This window comes from Segatella oris (assembly GCF_900637655.1).
Classification (GTDB): domain Bacteria; phylum Bacteroidota; class Bacteroidia; order Bacteroidales; family Bacteroidaceae; genus Prevotella; species Prevotella oris.
This window is the reverse complement of sequence record NZ_LR134384.1, coordinates 2,928,015-2,943,578: the sequence shown is the minus strand read 5'-3', so window position 1 is coordinate 2,943,578 and position 15,564 is coordinate 2,928,015. Positions and strand designations below refer to the sequence as shown.

General features: G+C 45.3%; 14 protein-coding genes. 1 reads left to right on the top strand and 13 read right to left on the bottom strand.

What is annotated here, in order from left to right; translation table 11 throughout:
* Positions 1-46: 46 nt before the first annotated feature.
* The 9 genes from EL210_RS12455 to EL210_RS12415 all read right to left on the bottom strand — a co-directional run bounded on the left by EL210_RS12455 (position 47) and on the right by EL210_RS12415 (position 10,677).
* Positions 47-2,821, bottom strand: a complete 2,775-nt coding sequence (locus EL210_RS12455) for a TonB-dependent receptor (protein ID WP_018920596.1) — start codon at positions 2,819-2,821, stop codon at positions 47-49.
* Positions 2,822-3,623: 802 nt separating this feature from the next.
* Positions 3,624-4,517, bottom strand: a complete 894-nt coding sequence (locus tag EL210_RS12450) for a ComEA family DNA-binding protein (protein WP_018920597.1) — start codon at positions 4,515-4,517, stop codon at positions 3,624-3,626.
* Positions 4,518-4,574: 57 nt separating this feature from the next.
* Positions 4,575-5,933 (bottom strand): sodium-dependent transporter, encoded by a 1,359-nt coding sequence (locus EL210_RS12445; RefSeq protein WP_018920598.1) that lies wholly within the window; start codon positions 5,931-5,933, stop codon positions 4,575-4,577.
* A 154-nt stretch (positions 5,934-6,087) separates the two neighbouring features.
* A complete protein-coding gene (locus tag EL210_RS12440) occupies positions 6,088-6,444 on the bottom strand; it encodes an MmcQ/YjbR family DNA-binding protein (RefSeq protein WP_018920599.1) in 357 nt (118 codons plus the stop codon).
* A gap of 4 nt (positions 6,445-6,448) precedes the next feature.
* A complete protein-coding gene (locus EL210_RS12435; RefSeq protein WP_018920600.1) occupies positions 6,449-6,952 on the bottom strand; it encodes a CYTH domain-containing protein in 504 nt (167 codons plus the stop codon).
* The gene (locus EL210_RS13660; RefSeq protein ID WP_004373698.1) at positions 6,949-7,098 is read right to left on the bottom strand and encodes a hypothetical protein; all 150 of its coding nucleotides are present in this window, start codon (positions 7,096-7,098) and stop codon (positions 6,949-6,951) included. The genes EL210_RS12435 and EL210_RS13660 overlap by 4 nt, the downstream gene beginning before the upstream one ends.
* A gap of 38 nt (positions 7,099-7,136) precedes the next feature.
* Positions 7,137-8,273: a peptide chain release factor 2 gene (gene prfB / locus EL210_RS12430; protein ID WP_018920601.1), complete on the bottom strand. Its 1,137-nt coding sequence runs from the start codon at positions 8,271-8,273 to the stop codon at positions 7,137-7,139.
* Between the two features lies 1 nt (position 8,274).
* Positions 8,275-10,083 carry an AMP-dependent synthetase/ligase gene (locus EL210_RS12425; RefSeq protein WP_018920602.1) on the bottom strand — a complete coding sequence of 603 codons (1,809 nt, stop codon included), beginning with the start codon at positions 10,081-10,083 and terminating at the stop codon, positions 8,275-8,277.
* Positions 10,084-10,380: 297 nt separating this feature from the next.
* Positions 10,381-10,677, bottom strand: coding sequence for a hypothetical protein (locus EL210_RS12415; protein WP_232000357.1), 297 nt, complete (start codon positions 10,675-10,677; stop codon positions 10,381-10,383).
* A 237-nt stretch (positions 10,678-10,914) separates the two neighbouring features.
* Here EL210_RS12415 and EL210_RS13435 point away from each other — a divergent pair, with 237 nt between their 5' ends.
* Positions 10,915-11,094 carry a hypothetical protein gene (locus EL210_RS13435; RefSeq protein WP_145962300.1) on the top strand — a complete coding sequence of 60 codons (180 nt, stop codon included), beginning with the start codon at positions 10,915-10,917 and terminating at the stop codon, positions 11,092-11,094.
* 128 nt (positions 11,095-11,222) lie between these two features.
* Here EL210_RS13435 and EL210_RS12405 read toward each other — a convergent pair whose 3' ends face one another.
* From EL210_RS12405 to EL210_RS12385, 4 genes are all read right to left on the bottom strand, one after another.
* Positions 11,223-11,492 carry a hypothetical protein gene (locus EL210_RS12405; protein WP_232000355.1) on the bottom strand — a complete coding sequence of 90 codons (270 nt, stop codon included), beginning with the start codon at positions 11,490-11,492 and terminating at the stop codon, positions 11,223-11,225.
* A 142-nt stretch (positions 11,493-11,634) separates the two neighbouring features.
* Entirely contained in the window at positions 11,635-12,537 is a 903-nt protein-coding gene (locus EL210_RS12400; RefSeq protein ID WP_004373712.1) for an SPFH domain-containing protein, read from the bottom strand.
* 644 nt (positions 12,538-13,181) lie between these two features.
* Positions 13,182-14,225, bottom strand: a complete 1,044-nt coding sequence (locus tag EL210_RS12390; protein ID WP_018920605.1) for a sugar kinase — start codon at positions 14,223-14,225, stop codon at positions 13,182-13,184.
* A 125-nt stretch (positions 14,226-14,350) separates the two neighbouring features.
* Positions 14,351-15,556, bottom strand: coding sequence for an acetate kinase (locus EL210_RS12385; RefSeq protein ID WP_004373717.1), 1,206 nt, complete (start codon positions 15,554-15,556; stop codon positions 14,351-14,353).
* Between the last annotated feature and the right edge of the window lie 8 nt (positions 15,557-15,564).

The following is a 15,564-nucleotide window of genomic DNA, read 5'->3' as shown; positions in this document are numbered from 1 at the left end:
CTTGCTACTCCCCTCCCTTTTCGGGGAGGGGTTGGGGGAGAGGCTCTTACAAATTAAAATACAACTCCACGCCATAGCTGAAGCTGCTTGTGTTGCGCTGAACAAGCGTTGATGAGGTACTACTCTTTAAGTAAGGCTCATAGTACATCATGTTGTTCACATAGAGACTCAAGCCCCCGACCTTGCCCAATTCCTTGGTGAGGCGTCCCGAAAGGTTCCATGTTATCGGGTTTTTTACAGGCACAGCATCACTTGCCTTTATCGTCATATCCGATAGTTTGATGTGGCTAACAGCGGGTGCCGTGGCATAATAGTTTCCTTGCATGTCGAGATAACCGCTCATCATGTCGTTAGTGATTTCGTGATAAGCAAGATCTTTGGTGATAAAACCAATCGGATCTTTCGTTGCCGTGTAGTCAAAGCTGTAGTCATACCATATCGCCTGTGCCGTGAACGAAGCCACCATGCGCAGTTTCGGGATGTTTGTCACGAGGCGGAGTGTGTTGATAAAGCGTCGGTAAGTGTTCTTATCGAGTCCTGATGGATAGACAAGTTTATAAGGGGTCAGCCCATATGATGAGTAATCTGTGGGCAGATAAGACGGCGGAACACTTCGGGTGTAAAGGTTACTGCTCCATGTTTGTGTCTCAGAATAAGCTCCGCTGAAGAATATTGAGGTGTTGACAGGCTTGATTTCTCCTAAGTCAAAGTCGAATTCCAAGCCCTTGTTCACAGTCACATTGGTATTTCCTACTGTACCTGTTGTCATGAAAACCACATCCGTACGGGCCGGATCATTGGGATTAACAACAGTCGGTTTACCCATGTTTGCTGTCAATCCGTGTGTGAGGTCATAGAAATTACTCTTATAGATGACATAGTCTGTGAGTGCACTGAAGCCATTTGGTGTCTTGTCACGATAGGCCAGCAGACTTAGTTTGCGGTTCCCGGGCAGCTTAAAGTCAAGGCCAAACTCAATCTTTGTGGTCGTAGCATTCTTCAATCCCTTGCTGTAAGCCACCTCTACTACCTGTGTATGATACATCAACAGCTGCCCGGCAGGGTTGTTCTGTGGCATATAATTCGCTGCAACTCGGTCGTCATACTTGCGGTCGGGATAGATATAATCAAGGCCTGGAGTCTTACTGTTCATGCCGATACCACCGCGGATGTCGAGCCATTTCGTGGCAGTGAACATCAAGTTGAGGCGTGGTGACAGTGCCGTTGTCGCTACATTGGAGAACGGTTGCTGGCTTGTAAAGCGCAGACCGAAGTTGGCACGGAATTGATTTACCTTGTTGAACTGCCATGAAAAGTTGTCTTCGGCATAGGCAGATAGCTGATGAAGCGCGGGAATGTCTGAGAACGCACGGGGTCGCCCGTTGCTGTTCGGACTGTAAGGACGTGTTTCATCGGCGTTGTAATAACCGCGACCACTGTTCCAACTCAGTCTGTATTCAGCGCCAATCTTGAAACTTTGACGTGTTTTCCCTGTCTTGAAGTAGAAGCTGTCGTTGATTTTTGCAAAGAGATTTGCAGGTCGGCTCTCCGTGATACCCGTTGCCAAATAGCTTGATGTGGCCCAAGGAACATTGTGATAGCCTGTCTTCCGCGCAGTGATAATCGGCAGAAGTCCCGAACTTACAGGTACGATTTTACTGTTTCGTGTGTCGAGTTTCGATGCCGTTACACCGAAAGTATATGCCAATGTGCGCATCAATGGCATGTTAAAACTGATGCGTCCGTTGTGTGTCAGATTGAAAGTATAGTTCTTACTGCTGTTTTCTGTGCCGTCATTAACGGCATCTGGGTCTTTACCATTCCAGTCGTTAGCGTAGAACAAGCGTAGTTTCGTATCCGTATGCCACTTCTTGTTGATGTCCAATCCATAGCCCATGTTCAGCGTATAGCGGCCATATGAGCGTGTCTTCTGGCGTGGGTCGCCCCATGCTTTGGCATAATCGAAGTTGAAATTGAATATGCCTGCATGTTGCAAATTGAAGCCTTTGCCAAGCGAATAGTTCTGCAGTTCGGGGTTAATCTTGCCCTTGAGCTGCCATGGTGTGACGCCCACTTTGGAATGAACAATGACAAGTCCGCTCGTGAGGTCTCCGTATTCAGCCGATGGAATGCCGCGTACAACCTCGACATTATCAATGTTGTCAGCACTGATTTGGCGCAGGTCGGTGCCTGTGAATGCCGTACTTGAGAAGCCACCTTGCGTCAGTGTGGCATTGTTCGACATGGGCATTCCGTCAACAACGATGCTCGAACCGAAGGCACTTGTATTGTTGTTGACCAATGTTCTCAATTGAAGATTGCTCTGTTGGGTCAAATCTGTGTTGCCCATTTTCATTCCGGGAATGAGTTGCATGACGTCGGCGAGCGATGAAGCCTGTAGGTGATCGATGGCTTGTCGATTGATAACGCTTGTCGTCGAGGCTCCCGATGACTTGCGTTGTGCTGTTACTATCACCTCTTTCAAAGCCAAAGAGGTAGGTGTCATGACGATTTTGAGGTTCTGATTACCATTGACATCAAGCATGGTTTGATATTTCTCAAATCCCACATAGCTTATTTCCAACGTGTATTTTCCTTGTGGAATGTTTGTGAAAGAAGCTTTTCCATCGATGTTTGTCACGGTGAAAGCGCCTAACGGATTGAGGTTACAGCTGGCCATCATGATGCTTTCTGCCGTCCCTTTCTCGGTCACGGTGAAGTTTATCGTATATCCTTTCGCATCGGTTTTGGATTGTGCAGATGCCGTTGTTGCAAGCAGAAGGCCGAACAACAGCATGGCGAATGCAATGCCTTTCTTCATGTTTCCTGATTTTATTTAATTTCAAAAGCTTTGTTAAATACCTGTTCTCTGCGTGCAAAGTTATTAAAATATTGTTAACGTTACAATACCGAAGCGTAGGTATTTTATGATATATTATGAGAAAAGTTGAATGTGGAAAGTATGGAATGTGTAGTTTGGAATGTGGGATGAAGCATGAAAGCTTAGAGATTGTCGGCATAAGATAAAATACTTATAAATCGTACTTGTAATGCCTCCCCTCCTTGGAGGAGTCGGGGGAGGCTTCTTGTCAATTCCTTTTACAATTGCTCTCAAATGCTTCGCGTATTCAAAACGAAACACACTCTCGCTCCAAATACGCGCCGTTTTCAAGCACTTTGCAACTCTTTAATAATCAACAGATTGTGAATTCAGAGGCAAATAACGACTTAAAATCACGCTGAAAAACCTTGTAACTTGCATCAAATCATCGTGCATTATGCCCCATTTCATCGCGCATTCTGATGCAAATGGCTGCGCAATCTGCGTCAAGTTACATGCTTATCTGCATCAGAATTCATCATGAGGGCTGCGAAATCAAGAAATATTCTCTGTTTTCTCGTTTCTTTTTTTCTAAAAGGTGGAGTCTTGAAGTGTTAAAAACAGGGTGGTTTTCTTTACAAAAAGAGGGATACATCTATTGTGACTTGTGCCCTCCAACTTGTCATGTTCTCCTCAGATGATAGGCTCCTCATGATGATGCACGAAGCATCATGTATGACGAATTCATAGAACAGGTTTCGTAAATCAAGCCCATTGACTTTTCCCAATACGGCGAAAAGCTTTAGAATTCAACATAAGGGCGCAGACGTTCTATGGTCTCTGGCGTGAAACTTTTCAGTAATCTGAGGTCGTCAAGGCTTTTCAATGGGCCTCTTAAACGACGGTAATCCACGATGTCACGCGCCTGATAGAAGCCGATATAAGGGTGATGTCGCAACTGGGCAAGCGTCAGTCGGTTTACATTCAGCTTTGTAATATGGGCGCGATTAACGGTGAAATACTTTAGTGCTGCAGTCGGGAAGCCATCTATTTCCATGAGTTGTCGGGTGTCGGCAAAGCCTCCGAGTCGCTTGTTATAATTCAAAATCTGCCGTGCATAGTAAGGCCCTATGCCGGGAACATGCTGCAATTGCGTGGTGTCGGCAGTGTTGAGGTCGAGTGTTTCGCCTTCTTTCATCTTGGGAGTATAGTGTGCTACGATACTGTCATGACGGACTTTGCGCTCTTGAGCTTCGGGTAATAGGGCTGCAGGGAGGTAAGCTTGGCCGATGCGGATATAGGGTTTGAGTTGCAAGTAACGCTGTTGGGTGAGTCCATATAGGCGTGCAAAGTCGGCAGGATGACGATAGATGCCACCTTTTGCGCGGTATTTGTAGATGTTTCTCACCTGCCATGGCTGCAGTCCGAGACGCAGAAAAGTGGTGCTGTCGGCCGTGTTGGGGTCGAAAGGAAACAGTTCAGCCACTCTTTCTTCTGTTTTATAATAAGGGGAGGGCTTGTTCCCTGCAGCCTTGTTACTTGTAGATTGGGCTGTTTCTTGGTAGCCTTCGCCCACTGAAATCTCATCATTGCCGAGGAAAAACAAGGCGGTGAGAGAGGCAACAGCTATCACCAACAGGACAAGGATGACGTTGCGGTCGGATTTGTTGTAATAGAAGAAATCATGGAATTTCATGGGTGTGAGATGATTTTTAGCTGTTAGAGGAACTCTCCTCTGTTGTTCCACAGGCGATTAAATCACATGGAATTGATGCAGCACTATGGCGAGAATGCACAGTGGACAGACGAAGCGCATGGCGAAGATGAACAGCGTATAGAAACTATAACGCAGCGTTCCCCAGTTTGAAAGTTCGTCTTTCACAATCTGTTTCGGTACGAACCAGCCCACGAAAAGACACATCAGCATGCCGCATAACGGCAGCATCAGTTGGCCGGTAACAAAGTCAAAGAGGTCGAAAAGGTCCATTCCAAAGATTGACATGTGGGCTTTCTGCCCGATAGATACCGAACAAACGGCACCAATAAGACCGCAGGAAAGGGTCACAATCCATGCTCCTGCCTTGCGAGAGATGTGCATTTCCTCGTAGAAGAAAGCTGTGTTGACCTCGTGGAGGGATATTAAAGAGGTCAATGCAGCTAAGGAAAGCAGTGCATAGAACATCAAAGAGACTATCCAACCAATGAGAGGAACACTTGAAAAGGCTTGATTGAAGACGTTGGGAAGCGTGATAAAGATGAGCGAAGGGCCGCTGTCAGGACTTATTCCGACAGAGAATGCAGCAGGAAATATCATCAATCCCGCCAAGATTGCTACTAAAAGATCTATCAATCCGATTTGAATGGCAGAAGTTTTGATATTGGTATGTCGGCTGAAATAGCTGGCGTAGGTACACAAACAGCCCATACCGATGCTCATAGAATAGAAACATTGGCCCAAAGCTCCAAGGAAAACGTCGCCCGTTACCTTTGAGAAGTCGGGCTTCAAAAGGAAGTCTATGCCCTTGGATGCACCGGGAAGCAGGCAGGCGGCTACCACAATGACAAGTAAGAGGATGAAGAGTGTGGGCATCATCAGCTTGGATGCCTTCTCAATACCATTGCGGACACCATGCACAATGATGAAATGTGTGGCTGCAAAGATAGCGATTGTCCAGAAGACCGGACGTATAGGATCATTGGAAAATGCTGTGAAATAATCGGTAATGAAAGCAGGGTCACCTTTCAATTCGCCCATAATGGAGGCGTAAATATAGTTGAGACACCACCCTGAAACGACTGCGTAATAGCCTGTAATCAAGAAACCTGTGAGCACTTCTAAATAGCCCACCCACTTCCATGTGCTTCCTTTTGCAAGGCGGGTATAGGCTCTTGCCGTGTTGGAAGCACCGTGGCGACCGATGATAAACTCGCTGATCATGCAGGGAATTCCCAACACTATGACGCATAATATATAGATGAATATGAAAGCAGCTCCACCATTTTCACCTGCCATATAGGGGAAACGCCAGATGTTTCCAAGGCCAACGGCAGAACCGGCTGTGGCTAAAATGACGCCAATCTTACTTCCGAAGTTAACTCTTTCCTCTGACATTGTATCACTGTTTAGTTTGAAATCGGCGACAAAATTATATAAAACATTTCAATATTCGTATCAAACAGAAAGAAAACTTGCTGTTTTTCTTGTTATTTATTGATTTTAACGGGATGATTTTCTCACCTATTAATACTTGATGAAGCAAATCAGATTATCGGGTCAGAGCAAGTGAAGCGCGATACTTTTTTGGCAGTTTTGCAATGATGTTTTCATAAGATTGGGTGATGAGTTGCTTGATCAAGCCGTCGTCAAGCCGTTCGACGAAGAGGTCGCTCCAATGTTCTTTATTCATATGATAAGCCGGACGGATGGCATCATAGCGTTCTCTCAGTTCACGAGCCACATCGGGTTGCATGTTAACGGCAATGTTCGGCTCGTCTGTTTCGAGCCGGATGAGCACGAACCATTTGTCATGTATGCGGATGGAAAGCACGGTTTCGGTAAACAAATCCTCGGTAACTTCGGGGTGAAGTGACAGTGCGAATGTGCGTATTTCTTCGATGTTCATAGGCTTATCGGTATTCTTCGGGCAGCGTGTTACGCCATAATTTGAAGGGAAACTGCAGCATATGAGAGTTGTAGAAACGCTTGTCGCCTGTTACTTCCATACCGATGAAATCGGGTTTTTCGTAAGGTTCAGCCTCATTTTGCAGCTCCACTTCGGCCATAACGAGTCCATCGTTGTCGCCATGGAACTCATCTACTTCGAAAGTATGACAGCCACTCTTCACCAAATAGCGGTGTTTGTCGATGACACCACCCTTGCAAAGCGCCATAAGATGCTCTGCTTCATCGGGCGTTATCTCCTTTTCGAACTCATAACGTGACAGTCCATGGTTCGTAGAACGCCCCTTGATAGTAAGAAAAGCACGGTCATCGCGAAGCCGAATACGCACAGTTGCCCCTTCAGCGGGAATGTACCCCTGCTTGATATGCGTGCAGTTAAAGGCGGCATCTCTATAATTACCGCCCTTTTTCACAAGGAACTTGCGTTCTATTTCCAATCCGCTGCTCATTGCATGACTACCATAAAGACAAGGTATAAGACAGCAAGGATAATCAAACCGATAAAGATATAGTTGACAATACTCTTGCCTTCGGCTTCCTGTTTCTTTTGGTAGGCTTCATGCTTTGCCTTTCTCAATGCTTTGTTACTGCTCATAGTGTTGATCTTTTAGATTATTTATGATGTTTATTTCCTTATGCTTGATGTTCCTTTTCAGCATCAGTAGCGGCGAATTCCATGAGGTAAGCCTTGATGAAACCATCGAGTTTACCGTCCATGACAGCATCAACATCGGAAGTTTGGAAGCCTGTTCGATGGTCTTTTACACGGCGGTCATCGAATACATAGCTTCGAATTTGGCTGCCCCATTCAATCTTTTTCTTCCCCGCTTCTATCTTTGCTTGCTCTGCCTGCCTCTTCTTTAATGCACGATCATAGAGTTGTGACTTCAAAAGAAGCATCGCCTTAGCGCGGTTCTTGGGTTGATCGCGTGTCTCAGTATTCTCAATAAGGATCTCTTCATGCTCTCCGGTATCGGGGTCTTCGTATTGATAACGCAGGCGAACTCCCGATTCCACCTTGTTCACATTCTGTCCTCCTGCACCGCTTGAACGGAATGTATCCCAGCTCACTTTGGCCGGATCAACATACACTTCAATAGTATCGTCAACCAAAGGCGTAACGAATACGCTTGCAAAACTGGTCATTCGCTTGCCTTGAGCATTGTAGGGTGAGACCCTTACAAGACGATGAACTCCATTCTCACTCTTTAGATATCCGTAGGCATAATCGCCTCCTTCAATCGTCATCGTGACGCTTTTGATGCCGGCTTCATCGCCATCTTGAATGTCAGTTACTTTCACTGTATAGCCGTGAGACTCGCTCCAACGCTGATACATACGCATCAACATCTGTGCCCAGTCTTGGCTTTCAGTACCTCCCGCGCCTGAATTGATCTTTAAAACTGCATCCATGGAGTCCTCTTCCTGGCGCAACATGTTTTTCAATTCCAAGTCTTCAACGGCTTTGATAGCCTTTGCATAGTCGGCATCTACTTCCTCTTCAGAGACCATTTCGTCTTTATAGAAATCGAAAGCTAACTGCAGTTCATCGGTCAACTGACGGCAGGCATCATAGCCCTTGAGCCATTTCTCAATGCCTTTCACCTTTCTCATCTGCGCTTCGGCACGTTTGGGGTCATCCCAAAAGTCGGGTGCCTGTGTGCGCAACTGCTCTTCTTCAAATTCTATTTTCTTCTGGTCGATGCCGAGATATCTATGCAATGCGTCGGTACGCTCCGTGATATCTTTCAACTGGTCTGCTGTAATCATATTATTCTTCGTACATTTTATCGATATATTCACGGTAGTTTTTATAGATTACAGGACGTTTCATTTTCAGCGTATTTGTTAGTTCTCCGCTCTCCATTGAGAAGTGATGAGGCAGCAGTGTGAAGCATTTTATCTGCTCATAGACTGCAAGTTGCTGTTGCAAAGTCTCGATACGCTCTTTCATCATAGCATAGATTTCCTTGCTGTTGCATAGGTCTTCACGACTTGAGAACGGCACATCATGCTTGCGTGCCCAGTCTTCAAGCAGTCGGAATTCAGGCACAATGAGTGCTGAAACGTATTTTCTCTGATCGGCAATAACTGCAACTTGATCGATGAATTTATCCACTAAGAGCAGAGATTCCACCATCTGCGGGGCCACATACTTACCATTTGACGTCTTAAATAGGTCTTTGATACGCTCTTTTAAGAATAGTTCGCCGTCCTTAAGATAGCCTGCATCACCTGTGTGGAAGAAGCCGTCAGCATCAAAAGCCTCTGCATTCGCCTGGTCACGATGGTAATATCCCGGCGTAATCGTTGGGCCTTTGAGCAATACTTCATCGTTTTCTCCAATCTTTATCTGAATGCCTTCAATAGGTCTTCCCACAGAACCTATGGTGTAGGGTTCACCTAAATGGTCGCATGAAACCGTGGCCATGCTCTCTGTAAGGCCATAACCTACAATCATGTTTATGCCAATAGAATGGACGAATTCTTCCACTTCGGGTGACACATAGGCACCTGCGGTCGGGAAGATATGTGGATTTTCGAGTCCAATCTGTTTGCGAACAAGACTCAATACCGTTTTGTTGATGAGCTTATATTCAAGTTCAACGTGCAGCGGTACACGCTTTCCACGACTCAAGTATTCGATGTTTCGCTTCCTTCCAACGGCTAATGCGTGTTTGAAAAGCTTGTGTTGAACGGGATTAGCCTCGTCCATTTTCGACTTTACTGCAATATAAACCTTCTCCCAGAAGCGCGGAACAGCACTCATACTCGTTGGATGTGTCTCGCGCATGCTTTGTTGAATCTCCTTCGGATAGGTGTTGATAATCATCTGTGCGCCTTCAGTCAGGGCTAAATATGCCCATCCCCGCTCGAAAACATGCGTGAAAGGAAGGAAGTTTATGATGCGGTCTTTCTCGCCAAGAGGCACACATCTGTCATTGGCATCCATGGCTGAACGGTATTGGCCGTAGGTAAGGATGACGCCTTTACTGTCACCAGTCGTTCCACTGGTATAGAGAATGTTGCAGATATCGTTATCGTTGGCCTGTTCCCATAGCTTTTCAACCTCGCTCTGTCGCGGTAGTTTCTCTCCCAAAGCAATGAAATCTTCGAAGTAAAGTGCATTGGGATCGTGTGAACTTATGCGCACACTGGGGTCGAAAATGATGATACGTTCGAGCGAAGGACATAGGGGAAAGATGCGATGAGCCTTGTTGTACTGGTCTTGTTCGCCTACAAACAGGAAGCGAACCTGGGCATCATTGACCATATATTGTATCTGCTGTTCACTCGTCGTGGCATAGAAAGGAATTGAAACTACGCGTACTCCGTATGCACCAAAGTCTGTATAGAGGTATTGAATGCAGTTCTGTGAGAAGACAGCTATGTTCTCTTGCGGTTTGGCACCAAGGTTCAAGAGTGCGTTGCTGACCTGCTTTACACGCAAGGAAAACTGATTCCATGAAATCGTCTTCCACTCAAGACTGCCGAACTTGCGAAAGGTGAGCACGTCACGCTCGCCATATTTCTCGGCCTGCTTATGAATTAATACCGAAAGATGACATTTTGTTTGCATAGCTTTTTCTTTATAGATAGTTGCAAAGATAGTGGAAATGGGCGAAACTGCAAAGGAAAACAAGAACTGATTTTCTGTTTGAATTCATTTTCAGACAATTCACTTCTGCTTGTTTTCTTCTCTTTTTTACAGAATATCATAGTTGTCTTATATCCTCTCCCAACAATACTTCCGCTGCTGATTACAGGCAAAGGCGTATATGTCTGGAAGGAAAGTTGAGTGGTGGTTCATGTTTATTGGGGCATGAAGTCTTGGTTAAAGTTGATGTCTTTAGCTCAAGTAGAGAGCAACTAAAGGCTATAAAGGAATATGTTTGAAAGGGCCATGATAGCCTCTTGCCCGTAATTCTTGCTCCAGACGAACACGTTCTAATCTGGCATTATGTTTGATAGTAAAGATTGCTGAGCCTCCATTTGCCAGTTTTATAAAGAAACTATAGGCTCCCCAGGAACGCCACATCACCCGATATTTGATTTCAACGATGTCGGCAATGGGTATGACTTTATGACTGGAGTGGCTGTGGGGACATAGATAACCGGGTTCAGTATGGAACTCTTTAGGATAAGAATTGCCCCTGAGAAATGTTCTTAACAACAATACAAATATAATGTATATGATGACGAAAATGCCCAATAGAAAAAGAATTGATTGCATGCGAAACATGATTTTTTATCTTTATAGGTGGTGAGTGATATTATGTTTGTTTATCTTTTACAGTTCTAACATTCAAGAGTTTCGCTGCATGGACTCAAAAGGGCCCTCATATCCAATTTCTCTTAGCTCTTTTTGAAGTCGTAATCGCTCTGAAAATGCGTGATAACGGAAGATAAAATGAACTACTCCTCCATTCGAAGTCGTGACAAAAAACCTATAAGAACCGCCTGTACGTGGGAGCAACTCAAACTTAATGTCAGTGATATCGGCAATCAGAATCGGTGGAATCTTCAGGATAGAATGTGGACAAAGATAGCCGTGTGTAATGTGGAACTCTCCGTATTTACGGCTCAGTAGACGCCGATAGATGATGAATGAACTGATGCCCACAATGATACTACAGACCAAAATCTCTTTGGTGTAATCGAATAGAATTGTGTATGGATGCATTTCTTTTGTCTCAAATATAAATTAACTGTCGCCTACTACATATATTCAATAGGCCCATCATATCCCTGTACTCTTAATTCTCGCTCCAAACGGTCGCGTTGTGAACTGAAATTATGACTGATAGTGAAGGTTGTTTTCCCTCCATTTGCCATCTTGATAAAGAATATATAGGAGTTCCAAGAACGTATAGAGCTAGTGTACTTGATTTCAACAATGTCGCCAATTGGTATGGGTGGATGACCAAAGAATGTGTGGGGACAAAGAAATCCAGGCTCAGTATGGAACTCATCTTTCCATGTCTTCATCAGATAAACAATTCTCCAGACGAGAATAGTAACAATGAAGGCAAATAAAAGTATGACTATTGACACAAGAAACACTAAGTAATAATCCATGAGCCTATACGTGTTGTGTAAACAAAGTTGTTGAAGTTACGATTTGTTTGCTTTATTTCCTGCGGATATTCCATACCGGAGTTTCTCCTCCACCGACAAGAACATCGATGTTTGCACCATGCTTTTTCTCGATAACATCCCATGCCCGAAGCTGTATGAACTGTGCGGGAGAGAGATTAAGCTCGGTCATATAGGCTTTGTCGGCAACGGCTTTGTTGCGTTCGGCCTTAGCTCTTGCCAGCTCCATCTCGGCCCGTTTCTCCTGAGTTTGCTTGGCCTGAATGCTTGCAGCGGTCTTGTTCATCTCCTCTAACTGCTCTTTATTGGGCATCACTCGGTCGGTAATGACCTGCTGGATGTCTATGGGGAAGTTGGCTTTTCGCGAAAGTGAAGCCACATACTGACGCATAGACTGCTTGATTTTGTTGTCGAAAGCAGACAGAACCTCGCGATTACTCATCAGATCGAAAGGCGAACAGGACGACACATACTCACGAACTTTGTTGCGGAAGTAAGGTTCTATGAAGTTCTCGAACCATTCTTCACCGTAGTTTCTCAGCAGAGAAGGCGTCTGACCTTTCCTTACTTGGATAATCATATACATGTTGACATCAAGCGGAGTGTTATCATTTGAGAGCAGATCATCAAACTGAAACTGCTTCTTCTGGGGCAGAATATTGAAGTAAACAGCCGTAGTGGTGGGAGCAATCAGCGTGATAGAGTTCACAGGTTCATCGTCCACACGCGTATTGCCAAAGAAAATGGGCTTCATTTTCAATGCAGCTTCCTCATCATAAGAGGGGTTTACAAACTTGAAGAAGATTAAGCATGCGGCACAGACAGCAATGACTGCAGCCACGATGAACCACAGTTTCTGACCGAAGTTGACGTTGAGTAAGTTGTTTTCTGTAGCGTTCAATTTGCGCTGATTGTAGTTGTTGGTGGGCATATTCATGTCAATTTGTTTAATATTCTTGTGGTTTTTATCTTTATTTATGCTGCTTTTTCATCTGCATCTTATCTGCAAATATAGAGTTTTTCATGTGAATATGCAAGATTTTTCTTTTTTCTTTATGTTTTCCCTTCCCTCTTTTTGCAAGGTAAGAACAGGGGAAGCGCAAAATAGGTTAATTCTTTTCAAAGATATTTACAATTGCTTTTCCATAGCTTGCGAATTCAGAAAAAGATTTATTGTGGTTCAAAATACGCGAGTTTTGAGGGTGTTTTGCAAGGTGTTGGATATCAAGATGTTAGCTCTCTTGATTGAAATGAATGCGCTTTTTGATGTCAAAGTATGTTGTCATTTGCATCAAATTACAATGTCATCTGCGTCAAAAGACGTAGTAATTCCATTCACTTTACGCAGTGAACTAAGGCAGTTTGCGCTGTAATGTGGCTGAAATGGCATGAGAAGAGGGTGAAAACGGGGGTGTCAAAGCAATAAAATGGCTTTGCATGAGTATGGAAAACGCGTTTTCATTTCTATTTGGTGGACTCCTGAAATGTTAAAAACTGATGGTTTTTATTTACAGAGAAGCAGGCTTTTCATAGGCCTATGGTTTCGGCTTGATGTGTGAATAGGAGACTGTTCTTGGCGGTTTAGCGATCTATTCTGCCCCCTTGGGCGCTCATGTTGGCAATGATTTCAGCCTCACTTGCAAGGTTCTGGTCGCCGATAATGGTGTTTTTCAAGGCCGAAGCTGACAGGGCAAAGTCGAGACAATGCTGGTCGTCGTCGGGCCATTTCATGCGGGCATGGATGAAACCGGCCACGAATGCGTCGCCACATCCCATGGGGTCAACTACCGGGTTGATGTCGTAGATGCGGGTTGTATAGAGTTTTCCTTCGGCAAAGAGCACTCCGGTAAGGGTGTGATGCGTTGAAGCTATCTGGTTGCGGAGGGCTATCAGCATGCGTTTGCAATGCGGGAACTGGCGTTGCAACTGATGAAAATAGTCGAGATAAGCTGCCTTATCAATCTGATAAGAGGCATCTTCAGCCTCGAAAGGAATATGTTTCAGTCCGCTTCCTACCTCCCATTCGTTCTGATCTCCAAAGATAAATGAACTGTATTCCATGAGTCTGTGCAGCGTCTTCGGTGCATCTGCCCCGGGATATCGCCACAGATTCTTGCGGTAGTTGATGTCGCAAGTGATTTCAACTCCCATGCTCTTGGCCAATTCCAAGGCATCGAAAGTGGTGTTGAGTGCGTCTTGACTCATCGCACATGTAATGCCCGAACAATGAAACAAAACGGCATCTTGAAAGATAGGTTCCCACTGGATGTCGCCGTGTTTGAGCGTATAGAAGGAACTGTTTTCGCGATCATACACCACCATTGAATTGCGCATGGCCGCTGCCGACTCGAAGAAATAGCTGCCAAGTCGGTCACCTCCCAGCACAACATGCTTCACATCAAGTCCGAACTCACGGAGATGCATCAGCGAAGCATGCCCTATGGCGTTGTCGGGAACGCGGGTAACATACTCCACTTGGTCGCCCATGACCGCTAAAGAAACGGCAACATTCGCCTCTGAACCGCCGAAATCGCCATTGAAAACATGTCCCTGGGGCAGTCGGAAGTGGTTTTCTTTCGACAGACGGAAAAGGATTTCTCCGAAAGTTACTATCTTCTTGTTCATTGGATTGCTGTATTTTACATGTACATTACGGTCTGGGGACGGCCTGTTCTGCAGGATGAAAGGAAAGGTCCCCTCCTCAAACAGGAGAGGACTTTACGCATATGGTTACGTTATAAAGGCTCTGTTTACTTGACTTTCTCAACGAGTTCTTTCGTATCTCGGGCGATCACGATTTCCTCATCCGTAGGAACGACAACGACTTTCACCTTACTTTCGGGTGTAGAGATAATGGCCTCTTCGCCTCGAATGGTGGCATTCTTGGCCACATCAATCTTGATTCCAAGGAATTCAAGACCTTCACAAGCCTTTTCTCTCGTGCCGGTTTGGTTCTCACCAACGCCTGCTGTGAAGACAATAGCATCCACTCCACCGAGTGCAGCAGCATAAGCGCCGATGTATTTCTTTATGCGATAGTCATACATTTTCAGTGCCAATTGTGCGCGTTCGTTGCCTTCTGAGGCTGCATTCTCAATGTCGCGCATATCGCTTGAGATGCCCGTGATGCCGACAACACCGCTCTTTTTGTTGAGATAGTCAGCCATTTCCTGTGGCTTCTTGCCGAGTTTCTCCATCAGATAAGTAACTGCCGAGGGGTCAATATCACCGCAGCGAGTACCCATCATGAGGCCTGCAAGCGGAGTAAGTCCCATGGAAGTGTCGATGACTTTGCCGTTCAATACGGCTGCAACACTGGCACCATTGCCGATATGACAGGTGATAATCTTCGAGTTGTTGACCTCAAGACCGAGGATTTCACACACGCGTTTGGAGACATAACGATGACTTGTGCCGTGGAAACCATAGCGACGCACGTGGTATTTCTCATAGAGTTCGTAGGGAACGGCATAGAGATAAGCATAGTCGGGCATGGTGCTGTGGAATGCATTGTCAAAGACACAAACCTGCGGAGTGGTAGGCATGAGGGCGTCAACTGCACGGATGCCCTTCAGATGTCCTGCGTTATGAACAGGTGCAAGGTCGCAAAGTTCTTCGATACCTTCCTCTACTTGCTTTGTAAGGATAACGCTTTTGTTAAACTTGTCACCGCCCTGCACGATGCGATGTCCTACGGCATCAATCTCGTCAAGGCTCTTGATAGCACCGAATTCGGGGTCGAGCAGGCACTGGAATACCAAAGCAACGCCCTCCTTATGCGTGGGGAGGTCGGCCATGATCTGTTTCTTCTCACCGTTTGGTAACTTCACTTTGATGAACGCATTGTCTATTCCTATGCGCTCAACACCGCCTTGTGCCAATACAGACTCATCGTCCATATTGTAGAGTTTATACTTAATGGAACTGCTTCCGCAGTTTAATACTAATACTTTCATGATAATAT

Excerpts from the sequence above, each read along its gene's own strand:
- EL210_RS12455 (WP_018920596.1), bottom strand. The coding sequence starts at position 2,821 with ATGAAGAAAGGCATTGCATTCGCCATGCTGTTGTTCGGCCTTCTGCTT.
- EL210_RS12450 (WP_018920597.1), bottom strand. The coding sequence starts at position 4,517 with ATGAAATTCCATGATTTCTTCTATTACAACAAATCCGACCGCAACGTC.
- EL210_RS12445 (WP_018920598.1), bottom strand. The coding sequence starts at position 5,933 with ATGTCAGAGGAAAGAGTTAACTTCGGAAGTAAGATTGGCGTCATTTTA.
- EL210_RS12440 (WP_018920599.1), bottom strand. The coding sequence starts at position 6,444 with ATGAACATCGAAGAAATACGCACATTCGCACTGTCACTTCACCCCGAA.
- EL210_RS12435 (WP_018920600.1), bottom strand. The coding sequence starts at position 6,952 with ATGAGCAGCGGATTGGAAATAGAACGCAAGTTCCTTGTGAAAAAGGGC.
- EL210_RS13660 (WP_004373698.1), bottom strand. The coding sequence starts at position 7,098 with ATGAGCAGTAACAAAGCATTGAGAAAGGCAAAGCATGAAGCCTACCAA.
- prfB (WP_018920601.1), bottom strand. The coding sequence starts at position 8,273 with ATGATTACAGCAGACCAGTTGAAAGATATCACGGAGCGTACCGACGCA.
- EL210_RS12425 (WP_018920602.1), bottom strand. The coding sequence starts at position 10,083 with ATGCAAACAAAATGTCATCTTTCGGTATTAATTCATAAGCAGGCCGAG.
- EL210_RS13435 (WP_145962300.1), top strand. The coding sequence starts at position 10,915 with ATGAACTACTCCTCCATTCGAAGTCGTGACAAAAAACCTATAAGAACC.
- EL210_RS12405 (WP_232000355.1), bottom strand. The coding sequence starts at position 11,492 with ATGAAGACATGGAAAGATGAGTTCCATACTGAGCCTGGATTTCTTTGT.
- EL210_RS12400 (WP_004373712.1), bottom strand. The coding sequence starts at position 12,537 with ATGAATATGCCCACCAACAACTACAATCAGCGCAAATTGAACGCTACA.
- EL210_RS12390 (WP_018920605.1), bottom strand. The coding sequence starts at position 14,225 with ATGAACAAGAAGATAGTAACTTTCGGAGAAATCCTTTTCCGTCTGTCG.
- EL210_RS12385 (WP_004373717.1), bottom strand. The coding sequence starts at position 15,556 with ATGAAAGTATTAGTATTAAACTGCGGAAGCAGTTCCATTAAGTATAAA.